Source organism: Pseudomonas sp. NPDC087639 (assembly GCF_044743385.1).
GTDB lineage: Bacteria > Pseudomonadota > Gammaproteobacteria > Pseudomonadales > Pseudomonadaceae > Aquipseudomonas.
Map to the genome: position 1 here is coordinate 3,403 of NZ_JBIUWI010000067.1, position 22,642 is coordinate 26,044.

The 22,642-nt window shown below is 57.6% G+C and carries 24 protein-coding genes and 3 tRNA genes; 7 read left to right on the top strand and 20 right to left on the bottom strand.

Annotated elements, in window-relative coordinates; genetic code table 11:
• On the top strand, positions 1-201 hold a 201-nt coding region (locus ACIOVB_RS22475; protein WP_401271506.1), incomplete at its 5' end, for a cold-shock protein.
• Positions 202-273: 72 nt separating this feature from the next.
• Here the strand turns inward: ACIOVB_RS22475 and ACIOVB_RS22480 are convergent.
• Both ACIOVB_RS22480 and ACIOVB_RS22485 read right to left on the bottom strand, forming a co-directional pair.
• The gene (locus ACIOVB_RS22480) at positions 274-591 is read right to left on the bottom strand and encodes an I78 family peptidase inhibitor (RefSeq protein WP_401271509.1); all 318 of its coding nucleotides are present in this window, start codon (positions 589-591) and stop codon (positions 274-276) included.
• Between the two features lie 168 nt (positions 592-759).
• Positions 760-1,065 (bottom strand): hypothetical protein, encoded by a 306-nt coding sequence (locus ACIOVB_RS22485; RefSeq protein ID WP_401271512.1) that lies wholly within the window; start codon positions 1,063-1,065, stop codon positions 760-762.
• 132 nt (positions 1,066-1,197) lie between these two features.
• On the opposite strand from ACIOVB_RS22485, the gene ACIOVB_RS22490 reads away from it, so the two are divergent.
• Positions 1,198-1,404 carry a hypothetical protein gene (locus ACIOVB_RS22490; RefSeq protein WP_401271515.1) on the top strand — a complete coding sequence of 69 codons (207 nt, stop codon included), beginning with the start codon at positions 1,198-1,200 and terminating at the stop codon, positions 1,402-1,404.
• A 34-nt stretch (positions 1,405-1,438) separates the two neighbouring features.
• Here ACIOVB_RS22490 and ACIOVB_RS22495 read toward each other — a convergent pair whose 3' ends face one another.
• From ACIOVB_RS22495 to ACIOVB_RS22530, 8 genes are all read right to left on the bottom strand, one after another.
• On the bottom strand, positions 1,439-2,467 hold the full coding sequence (locus ACIOVB_RS22495) for a nucleoside hydrolase (RefSeq protein WP_123532934.1): 1,029 nt from the start codon (positions 2,465-2,467) through the stop codon (positions 1,439-1,441).
• A 31-nt stretch (positions 2,468-2,498) separates the two neighbouring features.
• Positions 2,499-2,903: a D-ribose pyranase gene (gene rbsD / locus ACIOVB_RS22500; protein ID WP_401271519.1), complete on the bottom strand. Its 405-nt coding sequence runs from the start codon at positions 2,901-2,903 to the stop codon at positions 2,499-2,501.
• Positions 2,900-3,817: a ribokinase gene (gene rbsK, locus ACIOVB_RS22505; protein ID WP_187676961.1), complete on the bottom strand. Its 918-nt coding sequence runs from the start codon at positions 3,815-3,817 to the stop codon at positions 2,900-2,902. The genes rbsD and rbsK overlap by 4 nt, the downstream gene beginning before the upstream one ends.
• A gap of 24 nt (positions 3,818-3,841) precedes the next feature.
• On the bottom strand, positions 3,842-4,861 hold the full coding sequence (locus tag ACIOVB_RS22510; protein WP_401271522.1) for a LacI family DNA-binding transcriptional regulator: 1,020 nt from the start codon (positions 4,859-4,861) through the stop codon (positions 3,842-3,844).
• Positions 4,862-4,864: 3 nt separating this feature from the next.
• Positions 4,865-5,842 (bottom strand): ABC transporter permease, encoded by a 978-nt coding sequence (locus tag ACIOVB_RS22515; RefSeq protein ID WP_187676959.1) that lies wholly within the window; start codon positions 5,840-5,842, stop codon positions 4,865-4,867.
• Positions 5,839-7,392, bottom strand: a complete 1,554-nt coding sequence (locus ACIOVB_RS22520) for a sugar ABC transporter ATP-binding protein (RefSeq protein ID WP_401271526.1) — start codon at positions 7,390-7,392, stop codon at positions 5,839-5,841. The genes ACIOVB_RS22515 and ACIOVB_RS22520 overlap by 4 nt, the downstream gene beginning before the upstream one ends.
• A 56-nt stretch (positions 7,393-7,448) precedes the next feature.
• On the bottom strand, positions 7,449-8,405 hold the full coding sequence (locus ACIOVB_RS22525; protein WP_187676957.1) for a sugar ABC transporter substrate-binding protein: 957 nt from the start codon (positions 8,403-8,405) through the stop codon (positions 7,449-7,451).
• Positions 8,406-8,604: 199 nt separating this feature from the next.
• Positions 8,605-9,054 carry a hypothetical protein gene (locus ACIOVB_RS22530; protein ID WP_401271529.1) on the bottom strand — a complete coding sequence of 150 codons (450 nt, stop codon included), beginning with the start codon at positions 9,052-9,054 and terminating at the stop codon, positions 8,605-8,607.
• A 349-nt stretch (positions 9,055-9,403) separates the two neighbouring features.
• On the opposite strand from ACIOVB_RS22530, the gene ACIOVB_RS22535 reads away from it, so the two are divergent.
• The 3 genes from ACIOVB_RS22535 (at position 9,404) to ACIOVB_RS22545 (ending at position 11,654) form a co-directional block, all read left to right on the top strand.
• Positions 9,404-10,492, top strand: coding sequence for an asparaginase (locus ACIOVB_RS22535; RefSeq protein WP_401271532.1), 1,089 nt, complete (start codon positions 9,404-9,406; stop codon positions 10,490-10,492).
• A gap of 198 nt (positions 10,493-10,690) precedes the next feature.
• A complete protein-coding gene (locus ACIOVB_RS22540; protein ID WP_401271535.1) occupies positions 10,691-10,960 on the top strand; it encodes a DUF1654 domain-containing protein in 270 nt (89 codons plus the stop codon).
• 4 nt (positions 10,961-10,964) lie between these two features.
• Positions 10,965-11,654 (top strand): endonuclease, encoded by a 690-nt coding sequence (locus tag ACIOVB_RS22545; RefSeq protein ID WP_401271538.1) that lies wholly within the window; start codon positions 10,965-10,967, stop codon positions 11,652-11,654.
• Positions 11,655-11,712: 58 nt separating this feature from the next.
• Here ACIOVB_RS22545 and ACIOVB_RS22550 read toward each other — a convergent pair whose 3' ends face one another.
• Both ACIOVB_RS22550 and ACIOVB_RS22555 read right to left on the bottom strand, forming a co-directional pair.
• A complete protein-coding gene (locus ACIOVB_RS22550; RefSeq protein WP_401271541.1) occupies positions 11,713-12,624 on the bottom strand; it encodes a siderophore-interacting protein in 912 nt (303 codons plus the stop codon).
• 87 nt (positions 12,625-12,711) lie between these two features.
• Entirely contained in the window at positions 12,712-13,080 is a 369-nt protein-coding gene (locus tag ACIOVB_RS22555; protein ID WP_401271544.1) for an SPOR domain-containing protein, read from the bottom strand.
• Positions 13,081-13,330: 250 nt separating this feature from the next.
• On the opposite strand from ACIOVB_RS22555, the gene csrA reads away from it, so the two are divergent.
• Positions 13,331-13,525 (top strand): carbon storage regulator CsrA, encoded by a 195-nt coding sequence (gene csrA / locus ACIOVB_RS22560; protein WP_003179932.1) that lies wholly within the window; start codon positions 13,331-13,333, stop codon positions 13,523-13,525.
• A gap of 226 nt (positions 13,526-13,751) precedes the next feature.
• Here csrA and ACIOVB_RS22565 read toward each other — a convergent pair whose 3' ends face one another.
• Both ACIOVB_RS22565 and ACIOVB_RS22570 read right to left on the bottom strand, forming a co-directional pair.
• Positions 13,752-14,207 carry a DUF2214 family protein gene (locus ACIOVB_RS22565; protein WP_187676950.1) on the bottom strand — a complete coding sequence of 152 codons (456 nt, stop codon included), beginning with the start codon at positions 14,205-14,207 and terminating at the stop codon, positions 13,752-13,754.
• 482 nt (positions 14,208-14,689) lie between these two features.
• Positions 14,690-14,766, bottom strand: a tRNA-Val gene (locus ACIOVB_RS22570).
• A 183-nt stretch (positions 14,767-14,949) separates the two neighbouring features.
• Here ACIOVB_RS22570 and ACIOVB_RS22575 point away from each other — a divergent pair.
• Positions 14,950-16,233, top strand: coding sequence for an FAD-binding oxidoreductase (locus tag ACIOVB_RS22575; protein WP_187676949.1), 1,284 nt, complete (start codon positions 14,950-14,952; stop codon positions 16,231-16,233).
• A 46-nt stretch (positions 16,234-16,279) separates the two neighbouring features.
• Here the strand turns inward: ACIOVB_RS22575 and ACIOVB_RS22580 are convergent, their stop codons facing one another.
• From ACIOVB_RS22580 to ACIOVB_RS22605, 6 genes are all read right to left on the bottom strand, one after another.
• Positions 16,280-17,251: an XdhC family protein gene (locus tag ACIOVB_RS22580; RefSeq protein ID WP_401271547.1), complete on the bottom strand. Its 972-nt coding sequence runs from the start codon at positions 17,249-17,251 to the stop codon at positions 16,280-16,282.
• Between the two features lies 1 nt (position 17,252).
• The gene (locus tag ACIOVB_RS22585) at positions 17,253-18,488 is read right to left on the bottom strand and encodes a c-type cytochrome (RefSeq protein ID WP_401271549.1); all 1,236 of its coding nucleotides are present in this window, start codon (positions 18,486-18,488) and stop codon (positions 17,253-17,255) included.
• Positions 18,489-18,490: 2 nt separating this feature from the next.
• Positions 18,491-19,030, bottom strand: a complete 540-nt coding sequence (locus ACIOVB_RS22590) for a (2Fe-2S)-binding protein (protein WP_401271552.1) — start codon at positions 19,028-19,030, stop codon at positions 18,491-18,493.
• A complete protein-coding gene (locus ACIOVB_RS22595; RefSeq protein WP_401271554.1) occupies positions 19,023-21,854 on the bottom strand; it encodes a xanthine dehydrogenase family protein molybdopterin-binding subunit in 2,832 nt (943 codons plus the stop codon). Before ACIOVB_RS22595 ends, ACIOVB_RS22590 begins: the two co-directional genes overlap by 8 nt.
• 417 nt (positions 21,855-22,271) lie before the next feature.
• Positions 22,272-22,348 (bottom strand) — tRNA-Asp (locus tag ACIOVB_RS22600).
• Positions 22,349-22,441: 93 nt separating this feature from the next.
• Positions 22,442-22,518, bottom strand: a tRNA-Asp gene (locus tag ACIOVB_RS22605).
• Between the last annotated feature and the right edge of the window lie 124 nt (positions 22,519-22,642).

Below are 22,642 nucleotides of genomic sequence, written 5' to 3' on the forward strand. Positions count from 1 at the left end.
CCCACCGGCACCGGGAGGGGGGTCTACGATGAAAAGGGCTGCGGCTGCAGCACTCCTCGTGGGGGCGGTGACGACCGGTTCGTACACTTCAAAGCTATCGAAAGCGACGGTTTCAAAAGCCTGAAAGAAGGCCAGACCGTTTCCTTCGTGGCTGAGAAAGGCCAAAAGGGTATGCAAGCTGCACAGGTTCGCCCAGAGTAATTTCTCGGCGCACTAAAAAAACCCCGTCCATGTGACGGGGTTTTTTATGCCTGACATAAAAGCTGCCAGCAATCAGCCGCAGTTGACGCGAGTAATCACCAGGTTGTTATCGGTATTGAGGTTCAAGCGATCCGAGCGGTATTCCAGGGTGATCATGTCATCTGGCTTGAGGAAACGGGCGTTTTGCGCACCGGCCTTGGCGCGAGCCTGCTCCAGCAACTCTGGCGAAGCTTTCTTGCCAATGGCGAATTCCGCCGCCGTTGCTTCACAGCGGCCATGACCGGCATCGGTCGCCACAGATTCCTTTGCCGACTCGCTGGAGGTCGTACTGCAACCGGCCAACATGGCAACGGCCATAAGTGCACCCAGTGACGCGAACTTCAAAGGCATGAAGCCTCCTTGTTTTCAAATTATTAAGCTGAGATCGTGCGACAGCCGTTCCGGCGTTTGGTTGCATGACAAATGCCATCACCCTGCCCCATGACCGGAAAAACGCCGAGTGTGCCTGAGCAGCACCCATCGCCTCATATCTCAATCGTGACTGAATATTAACGACGCTCAGTAGACGTCGATGTAGTCATATGGCGGATTCGGCCAATTCTCTTTTAGCGCGTTGAAGATCTGCATTACCCACACTTCATCACTGGCCGCGACATTACCCACATAACCCGAGCCCTTGGCCCAGGTTTCAAGACGAAACAACAGGCCGTCGATGTTTTGGCCGCCCGTCACCCCCGAAGAGATGTAGGCGATACCGCCCTTGGTCACACGCAGTTGCGTGTGCTCATCATCGCTGGCCGACGCCAGCAATTGACGTACTGCATCGAGGATAAGGCCGTCAGGGGTACTCAAATCGATCTGCACAGCACAATCCTTGGATAAGCCGGAAAAGACCAAGTGTCGCATAGCGCTCCGCTCATGCCTAAGTCGCAGTGCCAAACGCCCGACAAAATGGTTAACTCGACGCACAGACCTCCCGACTTTCCGAGCCTCATCATGACCAGCCTAAGCATCGAAGCCGACATCAAAGCCAAATGGGCCGACGGACACAGCTCCTACAGCCCGGGAACTACAGAAGAGTTGGCGCTGATTGGTATTGATCTGCTGGTCAAGGATCTGGGAACACAAGCGGCCCAGCATTTCATCCAGCAGATTTTCGAAAGGTACCCGACCGAGCAGGTCGAACAAGAGCCGGGAGAATAAAAAACCCGCAGGCTGGCACCTGCGGGTCGCTCATTTACTTCAGACGTTTCAGGCGTTCGGTCAACAGATCGAAGAAACCCTGGGCATCGCCATTTTCCACCCAGAAGGCATTCTTCGGTGCCTTGAGGCCGTCATACCAATCGACAATGGTCTGACCGAAAGTCGGGCCTTCACGACTATCAACCACGACATTCACCGAACGACCGGTGAAGAGTTCGGGCTTGAGCAGATAAGCCACGACGGTGGCGTCATGCACCGGGCCACCCGGAATGCCGTAGTGCTCCATATCGCCTTTGATGTATTCGTTAAGGATGTCGCCGACAATTTTGCTCGCATTATTGTTGAGTGCGGCAATCTGCTTCAAGCGCGCATCGCTGGTGAGAATCTTGTGGGTCACGTCCAGTGGCAGATAGGTCAGCTTCACGCCGCTCTTGAGCACCACTTCTGCAGCTTGCGGATCGGCAAACAGGTTGAATTCAGCCACCGGGGTGATGTTGCCACCATTGAAGTGCGCACCACCCATGATCACCACTTCCTTGATGCCCTGGACAATCTCCGGTTCCTGGATCAACGCAAGCGCCAGGTTGGTTTGCGGGCCAAGCATGGCGATAGTGATGCTGTGCGGCTTGGCTTTTTTCAGGGTGTCGATCAGATAATTGACCGCATTTCCTTCAGCCAGGCCTTTTTTCGGTTCGTGCACAGTGACACCCGACAGGCCTTCCTTGCCATGGATGTTCTCTGCGTAGATCGGCGTACGCATCAGCGGCTTCGGTGCGCCGGCATAGACGGGCACATCCTCGCGCCCCGCCCACTCGCGAGCCAGACGCGCGTTACGCGAAGTCTTGTCGAGGCGCACGTTGCCGGCCACAGTGGTCAGCGCACGAATATTCAGCTCGTCCGGCGAGGCCAGCGCGAACAGCAAGGCGACCACGTCGTCGGCACCCGGGTCAGTGTCGATGATCAGGTCGATTTTTTCCGCCGCATGAGCGCCGGTTGCAGTTATCACTGACAAAAGCAGCAGACTCCGGATTAGTTGATGCAGTTTTTGAGCATAGCGTTGCATGGCGCATTCCTTGTGCATGAGAAATCGAAAGTTAGAACGTAACACCTGCCAACAAAACGATGTTGCAGTACGGCTGACATTCGCCTGTACGAACAATCGCCCGTGCCTGTCGGCTGAGAACCTTGAATTGCTCGTGACTGAGTAGTTCTCGACGACCCAAGGCGCCCTCTTCATTCAACTCGTCCAGCGTGATCAGCGCTGTCGGCTGCTTATCGAAGATCTCTTTGGCCAGCACATGACTTTCCACCTGCATTTCGCTGAGCACGACTTTCAGCGTGCTGACGAAATCGGGGACACCATGGGTCAGCGCCAGATCGATCAGTTCGACACCGGGCGGCACCGGCAATCCGGCATCACCAATGACCACCATGTCGCCATGACCCAGGGAGGCAATCAGCCGCGACAACGCAACGTTGAGCAATGGAGTCTTTTTCATGCGGGTTTAAACGCCTGTACGTCGGACATTGTTGGGATAGATGGCTGTGCACCGGCGCGAGTCACTGACAATGCGGCGGCAATCTGTCCGTAGCGAATCGCTTCGGCCTCGGACTTGCCAGCGGCCAGCGCAGCGGCGAAACCACCGACGAAAGTGTCCCCCGCCGCCGTGGTATCGACAGCTTTCACTTTCGGAGCGGGGAAATGCTCGAAACCTTTGCCGTTGGCGAATAACGAACCCTCGGCGCCGAGAGTGATGATGACTTTGCCAGCCCCCATCGCAATCAAATGACTCGCCGCGCTTTTCGCGGTGTCCAGCGAGTCAACCGGCAGGCCGCTCAACGCGGCAGCTTCGCTTTCATTGGGAATCAGATAGTCGATGGCCGCGAACCAGTCGGCCGGCAATGGACGGCTGGCGGGTGCCGGATTGAGGATGACGGTCTTGCCCAGCGCATGTGCGCGTTTGAGCGCATGGCCCACCGTTGCATCCGGGATCTCGAGCTGGCAGATGACAACTTCAGCGGCCTGCAAAACCGGGTCGAACCGGTCGATCACCCCGGGCGTCATTGCGCCGTTGGCTCCGGCGACAATCACAATAGCGTTCTGACTGTTGTCATCGACCACGATCAGCGCAACACCACTGGAATCCTCGACAACGCTCACCGCCTGGCAGTCAATCTGCTCAGCCAACAAGGCGTCACGCAGTTGCACGCCGTAATCGTCGTTGCCAACACAACCAACCATCGCCACTTGCGCGCCCAATCGCGCAGCAGCCACGGCCTGATTGGCGCCCTTGCCACCAGATACGGTGGTAAACGAATGACCGATCAGTGTTTCTCCACCCCGGGGCAACCGTGGCGCCCGGGTCACCAGGTCCATGTTCAGGCTGCCTATTACCACTACATTTGCTGGCATACATCATTACTCGTCAATTCGGTTTCAGCGGTATTCGGTGAACACGCCGGACAGCGGCGCGGTCGACTCGCGCAAGACAATACTCGGGATCACGATTCGTTGATCAGTGCCCAGACTCGGGGTAGCAATCCTTCGCAGCAACACTTCGGCCGCCATCTCGCCCAGTTGCAGGATCGACTGGCCGACGGTGGTCAGCGCCGGGTAAACGTAACGACTCATTTGGATATCGTCGAAGCCGATCACCGACAGCTCGGTCGGCACCCGCACGTTGCGTTCTGCCGCTGCGCGCAATACACCGATACCGATCATGTCGTTACCGGCAAAAATCGCACTCGGCGGATTCTTTTCGAGCAGGACCGCAGCTGCGTTGTAACCCCCAGTGCTGGTGAAATCGCTTTCCAGCATGCGCGCCGGGCGTACTTCTATACCCGCCTCTTTCAGCGCACGGCAATATCCGGCTTGGCGCATCTGCGCGACGCTGGTGCTCGCCGGGCCGCCGATAGTCGCTATGTCGCGATGACCAAGCTCCAGCAGATGCCGGGTGGCGAGGTAAGCGCCGTATTCATGATCGATGCGTACCAGATCCGCATCCACGCCATCCAGGCCACGGTCGACAATCACCATCGGCGTCTTCACACCGGCCAGCCCTTGCGCCAGGCCACTGTCACCACCGGCTGAGGCGACGATCAGACCATCGATGCGTTTCTCCAGCAAAACACGTAAATAGCTGCGCTGTTTCTCAGGGTTGTCATCGGAGTTGCAGAGAATCACGCAGTAGCCATTACGCTCACAGTAATCCTCAATGCCCCGCGCCAGCTCGGCAAAGTACGGGTTGAGACTGTTGGGCACCAAGAGGCCAATAGTTGCAGTGGTCTTGGCTTTCAGCGAACGCGCCACCGCGCTCGGTACATAGTCGAGGGTCTTGATGGCCGCTTCGACTTTCAGCCGCACCTCCTGACTGACCGGGCGGGTGTTGTTCACCACATGAGACACGGTCGTATAGGAAATTCCCGCGAGCGCCGCTACATCCTTGATCGTCGCCATGTCTCAGCCCCGCCGACTGGCGCGCTGGCTGCGATAAGTATCGAGCACTACCGCAATGACAATCACTGCACCGGTGATGATGCGCTTGGTCGGTTCAGTTGCGCCAATCTGCGCGAGCCCGGCCGCCAGCACCGAAATGATCAATACGCCAAAGAACGTGCTGATTACCGAACCACGGCCGCCCATCAGACTGGTGCCGCCGATCACTACAGCGGCAATCACTTGCAGTTCCAGACCGGAACCGGCATTCGGGTCAGCCGCTTCCAGGCGGGAGATCTGAAACAGTGCGGCGACACCGGCCAGCAGGCCCATCAGGCTGAATACCAGAATCTTGTAGGGTTTCGGGTTGATCCCCGCCAGACGCACCGCCTCTTCGTTGGTGCCGATGCCGATCAGGTAACGGCCGAACACGGTGCGCGTCAAAACCGCTTGTGCAATAAAGATCACCAGCAGGGCAATGATGAACGACGGCGAGATGCCGAAAGCGATCGGGTTCGACAGCCAGGCAAAGGAATCACCGATATAAGCCGTGCGCGAGCCAGTCATCTGATACGCCAGACCGCGGGCCATTTCCAGCACACCGAGGGAAACGATGAACGATGGAATCCGCCAGGCCACAGTGATCGAACCGGTAATGGTGCCGGCCAATGCCGCTACCGCCATACCGAGCAACGCCGAGGGCAAGACGCTCCAGCCCCAACCGAGCATGGCGACGCTGACCGTCGATGCCGCCAGCGCCAGCACCGAGCCCACCGAAAGGTCGATGCCACCGATGATCAGCACGAACGTCATGCCCACTGCCAGAACCATCAGGTCGGGGATCTGGTTGGCCAGCGTACTGAAGGTGTTATAGGACAAAAAGTGGCTGCTCAAGACCGAGAACAGCGCGATCATCGCCAGCAAGGCACCGGCCAGACCCAGATAGGTACCCAGTCCGTAAAAATTGCCACTACGTTTGCCGGCAGGAGATGCAGTTTTCATGGGAGATCCCTAGGCGCTGCCTCGTTGAGCAACGCATCACGTTTTTGGTAGCCGGCGAACGCGGCGGCAAGCAAATCATCCTGGGTCCAGCTGTCGCGCTCGAAGGTGTCGATCAGACGCCCTGCCGACAGCACGCCGATCCGGTCGCAGATCAGCATCAATTCACGCAGGTCACTGGACACCACCACCAGCGCTTTACCCTGGCGAGTCAGTTCCCCGAGCAAGGCATAAATGTCGAACTTGGCACCGACGTCGATACCGCGCGTGGGCTCGTCGAACAACAGCACCGAACAATCGCGTTCCAGCCAACGACCAATCACGACCTTCTGCTGGTTGCCGCCGGACAGCTCTGACACCAGCTGTGTCGGGCTGGAACTGCGGATGCGCATGGCGGCAATCTGACGTTGCGCCAACGAGATCTCGTCGCCGTTATTGACGAAACCACCGCTGGAAATTTCCGGCATGTTGCCCAAGGCGATGTTGGCGCTGATCGACTGACTGAGCAGCAGGCCTTCGCCCTTGCGGTCCTCGGTGATCAACGCAATGCCATTACGTACAGCATCGACAGGTGATCGTACGCTCACCACTTGAGCAGGCGAACCCAATGCGATCGTGCCACTGTCGGCGAGATCGGCACCGAAGATCAAACGCAGCAGTTCTGTGCGCCCCGCTCCAATCAGCCCGGAAATCCCGAAGATCTCGCCGGCGCGCACTTCGAACGAGACATCGCGCACTTTGTCTGAGCGAGTCAGGCCGTTGACCGTCAACGCCGGAGCGCCAATCTTGCGCGGCCCCAAATCGATGTGTTCGCCCAGTTCGCGGCCGACCATCAGCGTGACCAACTGTTCGCTGTTGTAATTGGCCATCGGCTCGACGCAGACCAGATTTCCGTCGCGCAGCACGGCAATGCGCTGGGCGACTCGCGCCAGCTCTTCAAGACGGTGGGAAATGTAAATGATCGAGACGCCGCGAGCCTGCAATCGAGTGATCTGCTCGAAGAGCATTTCGACTTCGCGCGCAGTGAGCATCGCGGTCGGCTCATCAAGAATCAGCACATGGCAATCGCCGATCAGGTTGCGAGCGATTTCGACCATCTGCTGATGCCCGATGCCCAACTCGCCAACCAGTGTGTCCGGATCGATCGCGTCGAGCCCAACCTGGGCCATGGCCTCGATCGCTGCTTTTCGCAATTGCTTGCGGCTGATCCAGCCACCGTTACTCGGCAGGTTGTCGAGGAACAGGTTCTCCGCTACCGACAGCGTCGGCAGCAGATTGAGTTCTTGCATGACCATGCGCACGCCAAGATCTTCAGCCTGGGTACGGCTGCCCGGACGATAGTCCTTGCCCTGAAATTGCATCTGGCCAGTGGTCGGCGTGACCAGACCACCAATGATCTTCGAAAGCGTGCTTTTACCGGCACCATTCTCGCCGGTCAGCGCCAGCACTTCACCGCGCATCAGCGTCAAATCGATGCCGGCAAGCACCGGTTGCGCATAGGTCTTACCGATACCGCTGACCGAGAGGACAGCGTTCGGGGCGGAAACTGACATAAAAAATCTCCATGCGCTCGCCCGGACGGACGAGCGCCATTGTGTCGCCAGAGGACTTACTTGGTGACCAGCTCGACCGGCGTTTCAATCACGCCATTGGCACCGCTGTCGACCTTCTCGCCCTTGATGATTTTCAGCGCAGTCTCGATGCCGAATACGGCTTGTTTCGCGGCATATTGATCAGCAGTCGCCAGTACGCGACCGTCCTTCAACATTGGCTTGATCGCGTTGATGTTGTCGTAGCCGACAACCTGCACCTGACCAGCCTTGCCAGCGGCCCGCACGGCGGAAACGGCACCGACAGCCATGCTGTCGTTGCCTGCCAGCAATGCTTTGACATCCGGGTATTCGCTGAGAATCGAAGCGGCTACCTTGTTGCCTTTGTCGATCTCCCAGTCACCGGACTGCAGGGACACAACCTTGATCTGCGCCGCTTCCATCGCATCCTTGAAGCCAGCGGTACGCTGCTGAGCGTTGGTCGTCGTGGACACACCTTCAATGATGCCGACTTCGTCACCAGCCTTGAGCTGTTTGGCCAGGTACTCACCGACCAGACGCGCACCTTTGCGGTTATCCGGGCCTACGAATGGCACGCTGATGTTTTTGCTTTTGACGATTTGCGGATCGAGCTGGTTGTCGATGTTGATCACGGTAATACCGGCATCAACGGCTTTCTTGATCACCGGCACCATGGCCTTGGAGTCAGAAGGCGCGATGACCAGGGCGTTGACCTTGGCCAGAATCATTTGCTCGACGATGCGAGTCTGGCCTGCTGTGTCGGTTTCGTCCTTGATGCCGTTGGAGATCAGGTCGAATTCGGCAGAGTGTTCTTTCTGGTAGGCCTTGGCGCCATCTTCCATGGTCAGGAAGAATTCGTTGGCCAGAGATTTCATGACCAGCGCGACTTTTGGTTTTTCCGGGGATTCGGCGAACGCCGAAGAGACAGGCAGTGCAGCGGCTGTGGCAGCCAGCATAGCGACAGCAAGAAGACGTCCAGCGAATGGCAGCTTCATGGGTTCACTCCGATCTTATGATTATTGTGAGCAACGCTTGCGCTGGCGTAAGCTACGTCGCTTTCGCCGACGGCATAGTTCATCGGGAAAGCCGCGCAAACGTTTGCGTAGACCGAACTATGCGAATCCCGCCGACATTTGTCAACAATCAGAAATCGTCATTTATTGTAGGGCGATTCTTCTGACCGCCCCGCGATGCTTATGCCGTGGTATTGACCAGGCCGCCGCTGCTGCTGGAGTCCTTGGCCATCTCCTTGACCAATGCATTGGTGACCTCCGACAGCGCGCTGTTGGTGTCAGCGATTTGCCCCTGCATGGACATGACCACCTGCGCCTTGGCTTCGGGTGTCGGATAGCTCGCCGCCTGTGCCGCAGCCAATTGCTGCTGCTGCTCCTGAAGCTGCTTTTGCAATTCCTGCATCCGCTTCAGCAGCATTTTGACGGTGATACTCAGGTTATCACCGCTTTCGGCCTTACTTTCTTCCTGGGCAGCACCACCGGTTCTGACTTGATTGCCGTCATCTTTATCCGCACCTGACGCCTCGGCGGCAGCGTTCTCTTCCGCCTCACTCAGTGCACTGATTGTGGCGGCGGTTTTGCCGCCGATGGTGACTGCGCCAGGGTTTGAAAAACCGACCGTAAGTGACATGTGAACTCCCTAGAAATTTAGTGCCCTTGAACACGCATCGGCCTGAGCGATGGATTCTTTAGCAGAAAACCCGATACCGACAACCCGATTTGTTCGACAGACGCGGTAGTCCTTTTCGGAGAGCCGAACGCGAAAGTGTGCATTGTTCGGAAACCCGGATAAACGAATCAACAGCGAATTTTACAGATCACAAAATGTTGATTCAAATCATAAGGTTAAACATTTCTCTGACGCAAAGTACGGCTGGTACAGATCCTGCTCCCTTCACTGCACCCGGGCATTCAGATCGGCTCGGGGTGAATCTAGATGAACCTGCATCAGCACCGTCTCACTACTAGAGAGAAAAATAATGAAATCTGCTTTCAACACCTTCGTTCCGGGCGCTTTGGCCCTCCTCCTGCTCCTGCCTGCAGCCGTTCAGGCAAAAGAAGTCGAAACCCAGACCAAACTCGCCAACGTCGTGGTTCTCGCCACTGGCGGCACCATCGCCGGGGCCGGGGCCAGCGCAGCCAACAGCGCGACTTATCAGGCCGCCAAAGTCGGTGTCGAGCAATTGATTGCCGGCATTCCTGAACTGAGCAAACTGGCCAATGTGCGTGGCGAACAAGTCATGCAGATCGCCTCGGAAAGCATCACCAACGACAACCTGCTGCAACTGGGTCGTCGTGTCTCCGAACTGGCAGACAGCAAAGACGTCGACGGTATCGTCATCACCCACGGCACCGACACCCTGGAAGAAACCGCCTACTTCCTGAACCTGGTCGAGAAGACCGACAAGCCGATCATTGTTGTCGGCTCCATGCGTCCGGGCACCGCCATGTCGGCGGACGGCATGCTCAACCTGTACAACGCCGTGGCCGTGGCCAGCAGCAAGGAAGCTCGCGGCAAAGGCGTCCTGGTGACCATGAACGATGAAATCCAGTCCGGTCGCGACGTCAGCAAAACGATCAACATCAAGACCGAGGCATTCAAAAGTGCCTGGGGCCCGCTGGGCATGGTGGTTGAAGGCAAATCCTACTGGTTCCGCATGCCGGCCAAGCGTCACACCATGGATTCGGAATTCGACATCAAAAACATCAAGAGCCTTCCTGACGTAGAAATCGCCTATTCCTACGGCAACGTGAGCGATACCGCCTACAAGGCACTCGCCCAATCCGGCGCCAAAGCCATTATCCACGCCGGTACCGGCAACGGCTCGGTGTCCTCCCGCGTGGTTCCATCCCTGCAGGCACTGCGCAAGGATGGCGTGCAAATCATCCGTTCTTCCCACGTCAACGCTGGCGGCTTCGTTCTGCGCAACGCCGAACAGCCTGACGACAAGTACGACTGGGTCGTTGCTCACGACCTGAATCCGCAAAAAGCCCGCATTCTGGCGATGGTTGCGCTGACCAAAACCAACGACAGCAAAGAGCTGCAACGGATGTTCTGGGAATACTGATTGACCTTCGCCCGATCAACTCTCGGTCGGGCAACCTTCGCACCACTCGCCTCTTCGGCGAGCGGTGCGTCGCCTACAGCACTCAAGCATTTTTCTCACAAAAAAACCGACAGAACTCACACCAAAGTCAGAAAACCGCTGTCAGAGGATTTTCTTGAATTTTAAGCAGTTGCGAAAACGCCTACAGTTAAATACTGTATGCACGTACAGCTTAATAAGGATAACCTCGTGGCCACCTCCTCTGATGCTCCTGACGCTTATGAACGCATGGGTATGCGCGTTCAAAAAATCATCAACTCCCCTACCGCACAAAAAGCCAAAGCCGCACTGATCTTCCGCTTGCCGGATGAGCCGATGGATAAATGGGAACAGCTGCTCGAGGAAATCGACGAGAACGACAACGTCACCCTCGCCTACCGCGACGATGGCGGCGTGCAGATTTTTTGGGTTGTGCCGAAGGAAGATTGATTCAATGATTGTCCGCTGTTTTGCTTTGCTGTTGCTGTTCATCGCCACGGGCGCCCAGGCGGGTGCACCTCGGACATTCACGGAAGCCAAGAAGGTCGCCTGGAAGCTGTATGCGCCGCAGTCCACCGAGTTTTATTGCGGGTGCAAATACACCGGTAACAAGGTCGATCTGAAAGCTTGCGGTTACGTACCACGCAAAAATGCCAAGCGTGCTTCGCGCATCGAGTGGGAGCACATCGTACCGGCCTGGCAGTTCGGCCATCAGCGCCAATGCTGGCAGGAAGGTGGACGCAAGAATTGCACACGTTACGATCCAGGCTATCAGAAGGCCGAGGCCGACCTGCACAACCTGGTGCCGAGTATTGGCGAGGTCAACGGTGACCGCAGTAACTTCAGCTACGGCTGGCTGCCGGTGCAATCCGGTCAGTACGGCTCGTGCCTGACCCAAGTCGACTTCAAGGCAAAGAAGGTCATGCCTCGCCCTTCGATTCGCGGCATGATCGCCCGCACCTATTTCTACATGAGCAAGCAGTACGGCTTGCGTTTGTCGAAACAGGATCGGCAATTGTATGAGGCGTGGGACAAGACCTACCCGGTGCAAGACTGGGAACGCCAGCGCAATCAAAGCGTGGCGTGCGTGATGGGACGCGGCAATGAATTTGTCGGCCCGGTGAACATGAAAGCCTGCGGCTGATTGCAACGCAAAAAAGAAAGGCCTCGAACGTTATGTTCGAGGCCTTTCTTTTTTGTGGCTAGCTGCCAGACTTGTTGTAGCGCCAATACCCCATCAGGTTGAGCGACTCGCGAGGGATACCGCATTCCTTGATCAGGTATCTGCGCAAGCTCATCACCGCCGCAGACTCTCCAGCAACCCAACCGTAAAATCCTTCGGGAGCCGTCTCGGCAATTTCCCAGAGAATGTCCTTGTCGATGTCGACATCGGCCAACTCGACTGCACGCCCTGCTGCCGACCTATGAATGGGCAGCTTTGCCTCACGCACCGCCTCAACCATCAATGCTCCAGTGACCGTTTCACCCGCTTGATCGCGGATTAACCACTGCACCGACAGCCCCGGCCAATGAGGAACGGCAAGCATGTCCTGTGCGCTATCGACTTCGAAAAATGCCTGGACTTGCGGCGGCTCGGCGAGCACTGCCAACTCATCCAGAATACCCATGGCAGCCGGCAGCGCCGTCGCGTCGGCGACGAGCAGAACCTGCTTGAGGACTTGCGGCGGTTTCCATTCAAATCCTCCGGCATCCTGCGCCGAGAAATGGCTGTCGGGAGCGAGGATCTGCATCGACTCACCGGGCTGCGCTCGAAGCGCCCAGCGAGATGCCGGCCCAGTCTCGCCGTGCAGGACGAAATCGATATCCACTTCACCCTGTGAGGCGCGCAAATGGCGAATGGTGTAAGTGCGCATCGCCGGACGTCGATCCGCCAGCATCGCCCGGAAGCGAGCGTACCAGCCTTCGCTCTGGGAAAGCCTGGATTGCGAACCGTCGGCGGCAGGAAAAAACAGCTTCACCCGTTGATCCGGCGCCCAAGTAGCCATTTCATTGACTGGCGGGCCGCTGAGCGTGATCCGCATCATGTGCGGGGTCAACTGCGTTTTACGATGCAGGATGACATCGAATAATTTGTAGGGATTGGCGGAGGCCATGCGGAGCTCCTTCTGGAAATCATCGGCGACTTCAAAAGGAACGAATCGCGTTTGACAACCTTTAGGCAGCTCCGCCGAATGGATCGTTTACGGCGTGAGCGGATGTTCAACCAGCACCGATTCAACATTCTGCTTTTTGGCCTTCACCAATGCTGCATCAACTTGCACCTTTCGAGCCTCTGCCTCGGCCTGGGAATTGAACGGACCAATCAGAATCCGCGTCTTGCCGCTACTGTCCTTGATGACTGTCGGAACGAAAGCATGTTCGATCAACCAGCCACTCAGGTCACTGACTGCCTGAGGGGTTTCGCCGCGCACTTCCAGATCCCACTGTGGAGCAGAGACCACCGCTGGAGCGCTCGCCACCGCCGCTTTCGGCTTCTGCACGTCTACACTCTTGCCTTCACCACATCCTGCCAATGCCAGTGCCGCGACTATCCAGACCAATTTGCGCACAACGCTTTCCTCGGAAATCTCAAAGCGGCGATCTTATCATTCAAAAATACTTCGCGAGCCCCGCAAAATGGGCACAAAACAACGAGATTGATGATTGCAGCCTCTGTATAGTTACGCCCTGGGAATTAATGCCGCATCTGCGCGTCAGAAAGAGGCACCCAAACCATGAGACTTCGCACTAATCTATACGTACCACCGACCTCTGCACTGTCTGAATCAGGTGCCCTACAAAGCAATCAAGGAGAAGACCATGCTGATACTCACCCGCAAAGTCGGTGAAAGCATAAATATTGGTGATGACATTACTATCACTATCCTGGGCGTTAGCGGCCAGCAAGTACGAATTGGCATCAATGCCCCGAAGAACGTTGCGGTGCACCGTGAAGAGATTTACCAGCGCATTCAGGCTGGCCTGACCGCTCCGGACAAGCCACAAACTCCCTGAAACGCCTCGCAGTCAGTAGCCAGTTCGTTTGCCTCGTGTAATGACTGGCTAAAGATTCACGCGCCGTATCGCCATCCGCTCCCCACTCTGCTGGGCACGGCGCCTGACACGCGAATCCCCTTCCGATTCATTGCTGTACCCCATCCCCAGTTGCCGCCCGATACTACCCGCCATTCCCGAGGCTGGCTGTCGGACGTTTCCGATAGAGCGCAGGGAATTTGCTCTGCTAAGCGAATGTCACGCCACGCGCCATACCTGTGGCGGCTACCACCATGAGCACCAGCAGCAATGCCTCGACATGACTGATTCGTGCGTACAACTTTGCACGCCCGGTATCGAACGCCGCACCCCGCGCTGACGCAATCCGCCATTTGACCAACGTGATCATCGGCGCAAGCTCTATCAACAGAATAAGCACAAACAACGTCATCTTCAGATGGAACAGTGGCTGATGAAGATAATAGTCAGTGCCCTTTTCATATCCGCCAAACGCCCGCATCCCACCCGTCACAAGCAGAATCAACGCAGAAACGCCCCATAGATTATCGGCAAGCAAAACCCGCCCGGCCTCCCCCGTGCCGGCCGCCAAGCGACTGAACGCCGCTGCGCGCGTCAGCACGGCCCAAAAGCCCAAGGCAAAAGCCAGTAGATGAATAGCCGCTAGAAACCAGTGAACCAGCATCGACACACTCCTTTGGAAAGGGTTGGAATTCGGCCAGTCAGTAGTAGCTGAAAAAGTACGGATTTGCCCGCACAGGATCGCAGGAACAAAGAGAAGCACTGCGAAAGCCAAATCGCAGGCAAAAAAAAATCCCAAGCAGCTGATGGAAGCTTGGGATTTAAAAATGCATAAACCGTGGTGGTGAACGCGGGGCGGATGTTACTGAATTTCACGATCGGTAACAACGATTTTTTGATAACCGGTTGGTTCGTAACATCCGTAAGCCATTAAATATCAACACTATTTAACGGTCGAAAAAGTCGACCCGTTGAAATTTTCAGTTCCGAGCGATCTACATCGAAAAACAGCGGTACTCGCCCAAACCAATACATCAGAAGGGAGCGAAACGAAGAGCTTTGAAAGAGATTTAAAATCGCAGACAACAAAAAAGGGCCCACCTTTCGGTGAGCCCTTCTAGACCGCCCAGCAGAGCGGATTTTGTTTGGTAGGCGCGATTGGACTCGAACCAACGACCCCCACCATGTCAAGGTGGTGCTCTAACCAACTGAGCTACGTGCCTGCTGTGAGGCGGCATTCTACGGAATTCCGGAGGGGTGTCAACACCTTTTTTTCACCTAACCCTATGAATATGCAAAATATTTAATTTCTGGCCAGAGAAGAAGATTTTCCGGTGGCTGGCGGAGGTTTTTCAACTCGGGTAGGATCGGCGCACTCGTAAAATATATTAAACAGAGGCTGCAGGATGGCGAATACCCTTTACCCAGAGTCTTATTACGCCGCGTCGGCCAATGCCGTACCGCCACGTCCGGCCTTGCAGGATGATGTGGAGACCGACGTCTGTGTGATTGGCGCCGGGTATACCGGGCTGTCCTCCGCCCTGTTCCTGCTGGAAAACGGTTTTCGCGTGACCGTACTGGAAGCGGCCAAGGTCGGTTTCGGCGCGTCGGGCCGTAATGGTGGCCAGATCGTCAACAGCTACAGCCGCGACATCGACGTGATCGAGCGTACCGTTGGCCCTAAACAGGCGCAACTACTCGGGCAGATGGCTTTTGAGGGCGGGCGGATCATTCGCGAACGCGTGGCCAAGTACAACATTCAGTGCGATCTGAAGGACGGGGGCGTGTTTGCCGCACTGACAGCAAAACAAATGGGCCATCTGGAATCGCAGAAACGCCTGTGGGAGCGTTTCGGCCACACGCAATTAGAGTTGCTGGATCAGCGCCGTATTCGCGAAGTGGTCGCCTGCGATCAATACGTCGGCGGGATGCTCGACATGAGCGGTGGCCACATACATCCACTGAACCTGGCGCTCGGCGAAGCGGCCGCCGTTGAATCCCTCGGCGGCACTATCTATGAGCAATCGCCCGCCGTGCGCATCGAGCGCGGCGCAAACCCGGTCGTGCATACACCGCAAGGCAAGGTCAGAGCCAAATTCATCATCGTCGCCGGCAACGCCTACCTCGGCAATCTGGTGCCGGAGCTGGCAGCCAAATCCATGCCATGCGGCACCCAGGTGATTACCACGGAGCCGCTGGGTGATGAACTGGCAAAGACCCTGCTGCCTCAGGACTACTGCGTCGAGGACTGCAACTACTTGCTCGATTATTACCGCCTGACGGGCGACAAGCGCCTGATCTTCGGCGGCGGCGTGGTGTATGGCGCACGGGATCCGGCCAACATCGAAGCAATCATCCGCCCGAAAATGCTCAAAGCCTTTCCGCAGCTCAAGGACGTGAAGATCGACTACGCCTGGACAGGAAATTTCCTGCTGACGCTGTCGCGTTTGCCTCAGGTTGGGCGTTTGGGTGACAACATCTATTACTCGCAAGGCTGCAGCGGCCATGGTGTGACTTATACGCATCTGGCCGGCAAGGTGTTGGCCGAGGCATTGCGTGGTCAGGCGGAGCGTTTTGATGCGTTCGCTGATCTGCCGCACTACCCGTTCCCGGGTGGACAAATGTTGCGCACACCTTTTGCAGCGCTAGGCGCTTGGTATTACGGACTGCGCGACAAGTTTGGAATGTAAAAGAAGGCCGCTGGAAAAGCGGCCTTTTATTGAGAGCGAAACACTGTCAGAGCTGATCGCGAGCAATCCCGCTACGAATCCGCAAGATATCGGCAAGCACCGCCAAGGCAATCTCCGCCGGCGTCTTGCTGCCGAGGTTAAGACCAATCGGCGCATGAATCCGCGCCAACTCGCCCTCCCCCAACCCGCCGATACGACGCAAACGCTCGAAGCGCTTCTGCGATGTCTGCTGTGAGCCCATGACACCAATGTAGAACGCCTCGGTGCGTACCGCTTCCATCATCGCCAGATCGTCGATACGTGGATCGTGGGTCAGTGCCACCACTGCCGTGTCGCGGTGGCAACCGCCGTCGGCAATGAACACCGACGGCAGCTGTCGACGAATCTCTACGCCGTTCAGCACAACGCCTTCAAGCACTTCATCGCGGGGGTCACAGAGAATCACTTCGAAACCCAATCCCACGGCAAATTCGGCACACGCCTGCGCCACGCTGGAATACCCGGCGAGCAACAAGCGCTGCGCCGCGCCGACACGGATACGCACCCGATCGATCTCACGCTCGATCCGCGCACCCTGCTCACGATCAGCAAACAGACTGCGCGCACCGCTGGCCAGATCGACCTCACGAATCAGCCGACGCTGACCAAGCAGCGCCGACTCCAGTTCACGCAAATGCGCCTGCACATCACAGTCAGCGTCAAATTTCTCTACCAGCACATCGAGAATGCCGCCACAGGGCAGGCTGACCCGCGAACGCGGATCGTCGCCTTCGCCGTAGCGCACCACGCTGACCGCATCGAGAAACGCACCTTCGGCGACGCGCTCGAGAAAATCCTCCTCGACGCAACCGCCGGACAGCGACCCGATCCACAGTCCGCCATCATTCACTGCCAGCAGCGAACCCGGCGCACGCGGTGCCGAGCCATAAGTGGTCAGCACGGTGCAGAGCCAGATTCGCCGCCCCGCCACCGACCACTCCAGTGCCCGTCGCACCACTTGTAGATCAAGATGCTGCATGTCAGTGCGCCTTGTGCTCAATGGACGGCGCTTCGGCTTGCAGCTTCTGCACCTCGGTCACCGCCAGTTCACCGGACTGGCCACCCCAGCCTTGTCGCAGGTAGTTCAGCAGATCAGTCAGCTGTTCAGGGCTCAACTTATCGGCAAAACCCGGCATCGGCTGCATGTGCTCGAAACCGGCGAACTTCTGTTCACCGATACCGTCTTCAATCACGCGCAACAGATTGCGTGGATCTTCCAGTCGCAGCGTGGTGTTGCCGCGCATGGCCACCGCAATGTGCGGCTTGCCTTCGCCACCAGCGGCGTGGCAACCGGCGCAGACGTTCAAGTAGTCCTGACGACCGCGCTGGGCGCTTGGGCTGAGCTTGTCCACTGGCACTTCGACCAGTGCTTTGGCTGCCGGCGGTTTATCGCCAAGCAGGAAGGTGGCCATCGCTGCCAGATCGGTGTCGTTCAGCCCCTGGGTGCTGTTGTGGAACACCGGGAACATCTCGTTGAACATCGTCCCTTGCGCACTCATGCCGTGCTTGAGAAACGTGCTCAGGTCCTGATGATTCCAGCCGCGCGCCGCCAGATCAGTGGCCAGCAGGCTCGGCGCCAGATAGCCATTGAGGATGCCGCCAGTCATGCGTTTGTCCATCTGCATCGCGCCCGGCAGGCCGCGTGGCGTATGGCACTCGCCGCAGTGGCCAAGGACGTCGACCATGTATTGCCCGCGCTTCCAGGCTTCACTTTTGCCTTCGCCAGACTCAAGTTTCACGTCTTTGCCGTACATCATGTTCCAGCCCATCAAGCCCAGACGCACGTTGAACGGAAAGCTGAGGCTGGTGACCGGAGCCGCGCGCTCGATTGGCTCGACGGTTTTCAGGTACGCATGAATCGCGTCCGAATCTTCACGCGGCACCAAGTGATACGAGGTATACGGCATTGCCGGATACAGGTTCGCACCATCGCGACGCTTGCCTGCGGTCAGCGCAGCGAAGAACTCGTCATCGGTATACAAACCGATGCCGTGCTCTTTGCTCGGAGTGATGTTGGTGCCGTAAATCGTGCCAAACGGCGACACAATCGGCAGGCCGCCAGCATACGGCGCGCCACCTGGCGCGGTATGGCAGGCCATGCAGTCGGCGGCGCGGGCAAGGTACTCGCCGCGCTTGACCTGATCATCGGCATTGGCAAAAAGTACCGGCGCAGCCAGCCCGACCGCCAGGGTCAGGCGGGTGATTAAAAGCTTCATGCTTAACCCTCCTTGACCAGGCCGAGATCGGTTAACACGTTGCGGGTGGCGCTGTAGTAACGCACGTACCCGGTGCAACGGCAGACGTGGTGACCGAGGCTGTCCTCAATGACTTGTTCCAGTTTGCTTTTGACGATCGGCTGGCGTTGCAGCTTTTCAACCAAAACGGTCGCGGCGTTGACGAAGCCCGGCGCGCAGTAGCTGCACTGGAAGGCGAATTCATCGACGAAGCGTTGCTGGATCGGATTCAGCTCAGTGACCTGTCCCTGCTCATCGCGGGTCGCATGGCCTTCGATGGTGCGGACTTTTTTGCCTTCGAAGTAATGCGCGCCAGTGATGCAGGTGCGCACTTCTTCGCTGGTGCCGTCCGGGTTGTCGACGATCACCACGCAGGCGTGGCAAATACCCTGGCCACAACCCAGACGCGAACCGGTGAGATTTTTGTATTCGTGCAAGTAGTCGATCATCGGCAGGTCATCAGGGATGTCCACCGGGCCGACGGATTGACCATTAAGGGTCAGTTGAAGCGGACGGTTAGCCATTGAGGGCCTCCTTGATGCGCGCAGCAGTGATAGGCAGATCGCGAACACGTTTACCGATGGCGTGTGCCACGGCGTTACCGATGGCACCGACCACCGGGATCATCACCACTTCGGCAATGCCTTTGGACGGGTCGCTTGGCGACAGCGGCGGCAGAATTTCCGCCGTCTGCTTCCACACCGCGACGTGGCGCGCCATCGGCAGACGGTAACGGTTGAAGTTCCAGTCACCCTCCCCCGGCCCACCTTCGTACAGCGGCATTTCTTCCATCAGCGCGTGACCGATACCCATGGCGATGCCGCCTTCGAGCTGACCCTTGACCAGTTCTTCGACCAGCACACGACCGCATTCGACCCACGAATGGTGGTTGAGCACTTCGACTTCTGCCGAGCCTTTGTTGACCTTCAACTCGACCAACGTGGCCACAGGGCTGTAGTAAGTCACCGCCGCGTTGTTCAGTTGAGTTACCGGATAGTTGATGTTCTGGCGATCCAGCAGGTGGAAACCGGCAGTGCTCATCAGCGCCTGCTTGGCTTTCGGTGCGCCGTCGCCGTACTTGACCGCAAGACCGTCGAGCGGCAGACGCTCTTTCACACCGTCGATGCTGTATTCGGCCTCGGCCCAGCTCCAACGGTTGAAACCATGCACCGTGGCGCCAGTGACCAGACCGCGCTCGTGAGCACGCTTTGCCAGCTCCTCGAAGCTCAGCGGCTGCATGCCGTTGGCGGTGAGTTTGCCGTCAACCCAATGCGCATCTTCGCGACGCACCACATAAGGATTGGCCTGACCGCCATAAGGGCCCTGACGCCAGATCTCCAGCGCCGCTGGCCACAAGCCGTGGTTGAACAACACACGCGCCGCTTCGCGGGTGGCGTGGCTGAAGTAGTAAGCCGAGTTGGTCGCCGACGACGCCGAGGCCAACTTGCCAACCCAACGCGGATTGCGCAGCAGATTATCCTGCTCGGCCTGGCTCATGATGTATGGGTTGCCGCTGGTGATCAGCTGCATTTCCTTCCATTCGGTTTCGCCCGTCTTTACTTCGTGGGCTGGACTGCCAAGGAAGTCGGCGACCACCAGGGCTTGCGAAGTAGACATGCCGGTGCCGATTTCGATGCCGATGTGGCGCAAGGTGATGCGACCGTCAGCGGTGAATTCGATGCTGGCCATCGGCGCTTCGGAACCGGTGCCGAAGTCTTTCTGGCAAATGGCGAAACCAACGCCGTACCAGTTATCCGGATCGGCCGCTTCGCGCTGCTTCTTGATCGCGTCGCGGTTTTTCCAGACTTCGTGCACCGAGGCCTTGTCGAGAATTTCGTGCAGGCGCAAGGCACCGGCCGGGATCGCACCCTGGGTGTTTTTCATGCCGGAACGCAGAGCATTCTTGCGACGCAGATCAATCGCGTCGACACCGAGGCGATTGGCGATTTCGTCGACCATCATTTCGGTCGAGGCCATGCTCTGCAGCGTACCGTAACCGCGCATCGAACCCGCCTCAACAGCACGGGAGTGGTAAGCGGTGACTTGCAAGTCGTTCTGCGGCATGTAGTAGATCGACTGCGCCGCCGTAGCGCCAACCGCAGCTACCGATGGGCTGTAGTTGATGCGACCGCCACCGTCGACGCTCATTTCGGCGCGGAAGATCTTGAAGCTGTAGTCATTCTTGTCCACGGCCAACTGGTAGCGGATGTCGAACGGGTGACGCTTGATGCCGCTCTGGAACTGCTCGTAACGGTCGTTGGCCAAGCGCACCGGCACACCGGCGCCATACAGCGCAGCGAGGGCTGCGTAGTAGACGAAGATGTTGTGGTCTTTGGAACCGTAACCCACGGTGTAACCGGGGTGCATGTTCAGATTGGTCAGCCCGAATCGCGACGGCCCGATCATTTTCGCAGTCTCGGTCGCAGTTTCCAGTGGACACTGGGTGGCCACGACGAAGTGCAAAGTCTTGGTTTTCGGATCGTACCAACCGTTGCCGTTATCCGGCTCCATGGCGGCAGGCTCGATCGACGGGGTCTTGTAGCGTTCGTCGAACACCAGCCAGTTGTCCGGTGGTGTGTCGATCTCTTTCTTCATGCGCTCGGCGTAGAACAGACCCCGCTCGGTCAGGTTACCGTGCAGGTTCGGCTGTGAATTCCACACCGGGCGACGGTTTTTCAGCATCGGGAACAGGATCGAGTCCTTGAGGCTGGCGAACTCGTCTTCATCGGCAGAGGTTGGGCCGCCGACGCGCACGTAGCGGAAGCTGCCGTAGGGATCGCCTTCGTAGAACGGCACTTGAGCACCGTAACGAATCGCCTTGTCATTGAATTTGAGTTTGTTCTTCGCCTGACGGAAACGCTCGAAGTCGTTCCAGATCAGGATCGCCACCGGGTGACCGATGAACATCGGCACCTTGCCTTCCGGCAGCAAAGGGTCCGGCGCGTGCTCTTCCGGAAACACGATGCCGTCCTTGACCAAGTCGGCAGCGGTGACGATGCGATCAGGCTGCAAGTCGGCGCCGAGCCACGACAGATCGTAACCCTCGTAGATACGGTCGGCCTTGATGGTTTTCAGCAGCATGGCGTGGCCTTGTTGCTCAGGCCAGCCCGGCATGTCCTTGGAGCGGATGTCGCGGGCAAACACTTTGCTGCCGCAGACTTTAGACAAGGCATCGTTACGCTGGCGCGCCTTGCCGTTGTTGCCGAGCCACTTCTCGGACGGCACGGTCACGCTGTTTTCCATCAAGGCAGCCAGCGCCTGACTGCTGAGAGGCGTGAGCGTGACGCTCACACCCGCCACCAGCCCGCCCTGGAGGAACGAGCGCCGGGATATTTCACGGTTGGACATGGATCATCCTCTGGGCAGTTATGTGTCCGCCCTTCTGGTTATCTACTGGGAATCTCGAGTCTTGCAGAAGCTCTTTCTGGCGAAGCAAAGAGCTGTGTTGACAGTGCAAAGCTGACCGAAAGGTTAACTTTAAAGGTTTCTTCGGCCGCGGCAAACAACCAGTTACAAAAATTTGACTAAAGAATCAAAAAATCAATGCGACGTGGCATCGCAGCAGGTCCGTAGGGATAACCAGGCGTGCCTATGCGGGATCTGTATTGGACAGTGGATGGGGGGGAACAGGAAGAGAGAGAGTGGAGGGTCAAATTTCAGACACAAAAAACCCCGGTCTTTCGACCAGGGTGTTTGCTATCGGATCCGACTCAGCAATGCTGACTTCGGTGCTTCAAGGCGTTCAGTGGGTCCTTGAAGCAGATATGGCGCAGCGGACGGGACTCGAACCCGCGACCCCCGGCGTGACAGGCCGGTATTCTAACCGACTGAACTACCGCTGCGTATCGCTTTGAGCTTGCGCTCAAGTAACTCGTTTTGACTGAAAGCTTCGGTGCTTTGCAATCGCGAACCAGACATGTCTGATTCGTTAAATATGGCGCAGCGGACGGGACTCGAACCCGCGACCCCCGGCGTGACAGGCCGGTATTCTAACCGACTGAACTACCGCTGCGCGTCGGTGCAGGCACTTTCAGCCTACGCTCTTGCTTTAGCAAGTTACTCGGAAGTGGTGGGTGATGACGGGATCGAACCGCCGACATTCTGATTGTCAGGCAGACGCTCTCCCAGCTGCGCTA

Bases quoted from the DNA above. Each gene is read 5' to 3' on its own strand.
- ACIOVB_RS22550 (WP_401271541.1), bottom strand. From the start codon at position 12,624: ATGGCCTCCGCCAATCCCTACAAATTATTCGATGTCATCCTGCATCGT.
- ACIOVB_RS22575 (WP_187676949.1), top strand. From the start codon at position 14,950: ATGGCGAATACCCTTTACCCAGAGTCTTATTACGCCGCGTCGGCCAAT.
- ACIOVB_RS22480 (WP_401271509.1), bottom strand. From the start codon at position 591: ATGCCTTTGAAGTTCGCGTCACTGGGTGCACTTATGGCCGTTGCCATG.
- ACIOVB_RS22580 (WP_401271547.1), bottom strand. From the start codon at position 17,251: ATGCAGCATCTTGATCTACAAGTGGTGCGACGGGCACTGGAGTGGTCG.
- ACIOVB_RS22530 (WP_401271529.1), bottom strand. From the start codon at position 9,054: ATGTCACTTACGGTCGGTTTTTCAAACCCTGGCGCAGTCACCATCGGC.
- ACIOVB_RS22510 (WP_401271522.1), bottom strand. From the start codon at position 4,861: ATGGCGACGATCAAGGATGTAGCGGCGCTCGCGGGAATTTCCTATACG.
- rbsK (WP_187676961.1), bottom strand. From the start codon at position 3,817: ATGCCAGCAAATGTAGTGGTAATAGGCAGCCTGAACATGGACCTGGTG.
- ACIOVB_RS22585 (WP_401271549.1), bottom strand. From the start codon at position 18,488: ATGAAGCTTTTAATCACCCGCCTGACCCTGGCGGTCGGGCTGGCTGCG.
- ACIOVB_RS22545 (WP_401271538.1), top strand. From the start codon at position 10,965: ATGATTGTCCGCTGTTTTGCTTTGCTGTTGCTGTTCATCGCCACGGGC.
- ACIOVB_RS22520 (WP_401271526.1), bottom strand. From the start codon at position 7,392: ATGTCAGTTTCCGCCCCGAACGCTGTCCTCTCGGTCAGCGGTATCGGT.
- ACIOVB_RS22595 (WP_401271554.1), bottom strand. From the start codon at position 21,854: ATGTCCAACCGTGAAATATCCCGGCGCTCGTTCCTCCAGGGCGGGCTG.
- ACIOVB_RS22540 (WP_401271535.1), top strand. From the start codon at position 10,691: ATGCACGTACAGCTTAATAAGGATAACCTCGTGGCCACCTCCTCTGAT.
- ACIOVB_RS22535 (WP_401271532.1), top strand. From the start codon at position 9,404: ATGAAATCTGCTTTCAACACCTTCGTTCCGGGCGCTTTGGCCCTCCTC.
- ACIOVB_RS22525 (WP_187676957.1), bottom strand. From the start codon at position 8,405: ATGAAGCTGCCATTCGCTGGACGTCTTCTTGCTGTCGCTATGCTGGCT.
- ACIOVB_RS22490 (WP_401271515.1), top strand. From the start codon at position 1,198: ATGACCAGCCTAAGCATCGAAGCCGACATCAAAGCCAAATGGGCCGAC.
- ACIOVB_RS22515 (WP_187676959.1), bottom strand. From the start codon at position 5,842: ATGAAAACTGCATCTCCTGCCGGCAAACGTAGTGGCAATTTTTACGGA.
- rbsD (WP_401271519.1), bottom strand. From the start codon at position 2,903: ATGAAAAAGACTCCATTGCTCAACGTTGCGTTGTCGCGGCTGATTGCC.
- ACIOVB_RS22590 (WP_401271552.1), bottom strand. From the start codon at position 19,030: ATGGCTAACCGTCCGCTTCAACTGACCCTTAATGGTCAATCCGTCGGC.
- ACIOVB_RS22565 (WP_187676950.1), bottom strand. From the start codon at position 14,207: ATGCTGGTTCACTGGTTTCTAGCGGCTATTCATCTACTGGCTTTTGCC.
- csrA (WP_003179932.1), top strand. From the start codon at position 13,331: ATGCTGATACTCACCCGCAAAGTCGGTGAAAGCATAAATATTGGTGAT.
- ACIOVB_RS22495 (WP_123532934.1), bottom strand. From the start codon at position 2,467: ATGCAACGCTATGCTCAAAAACTGCATCAACTAATCCGGAGTCTGCTG.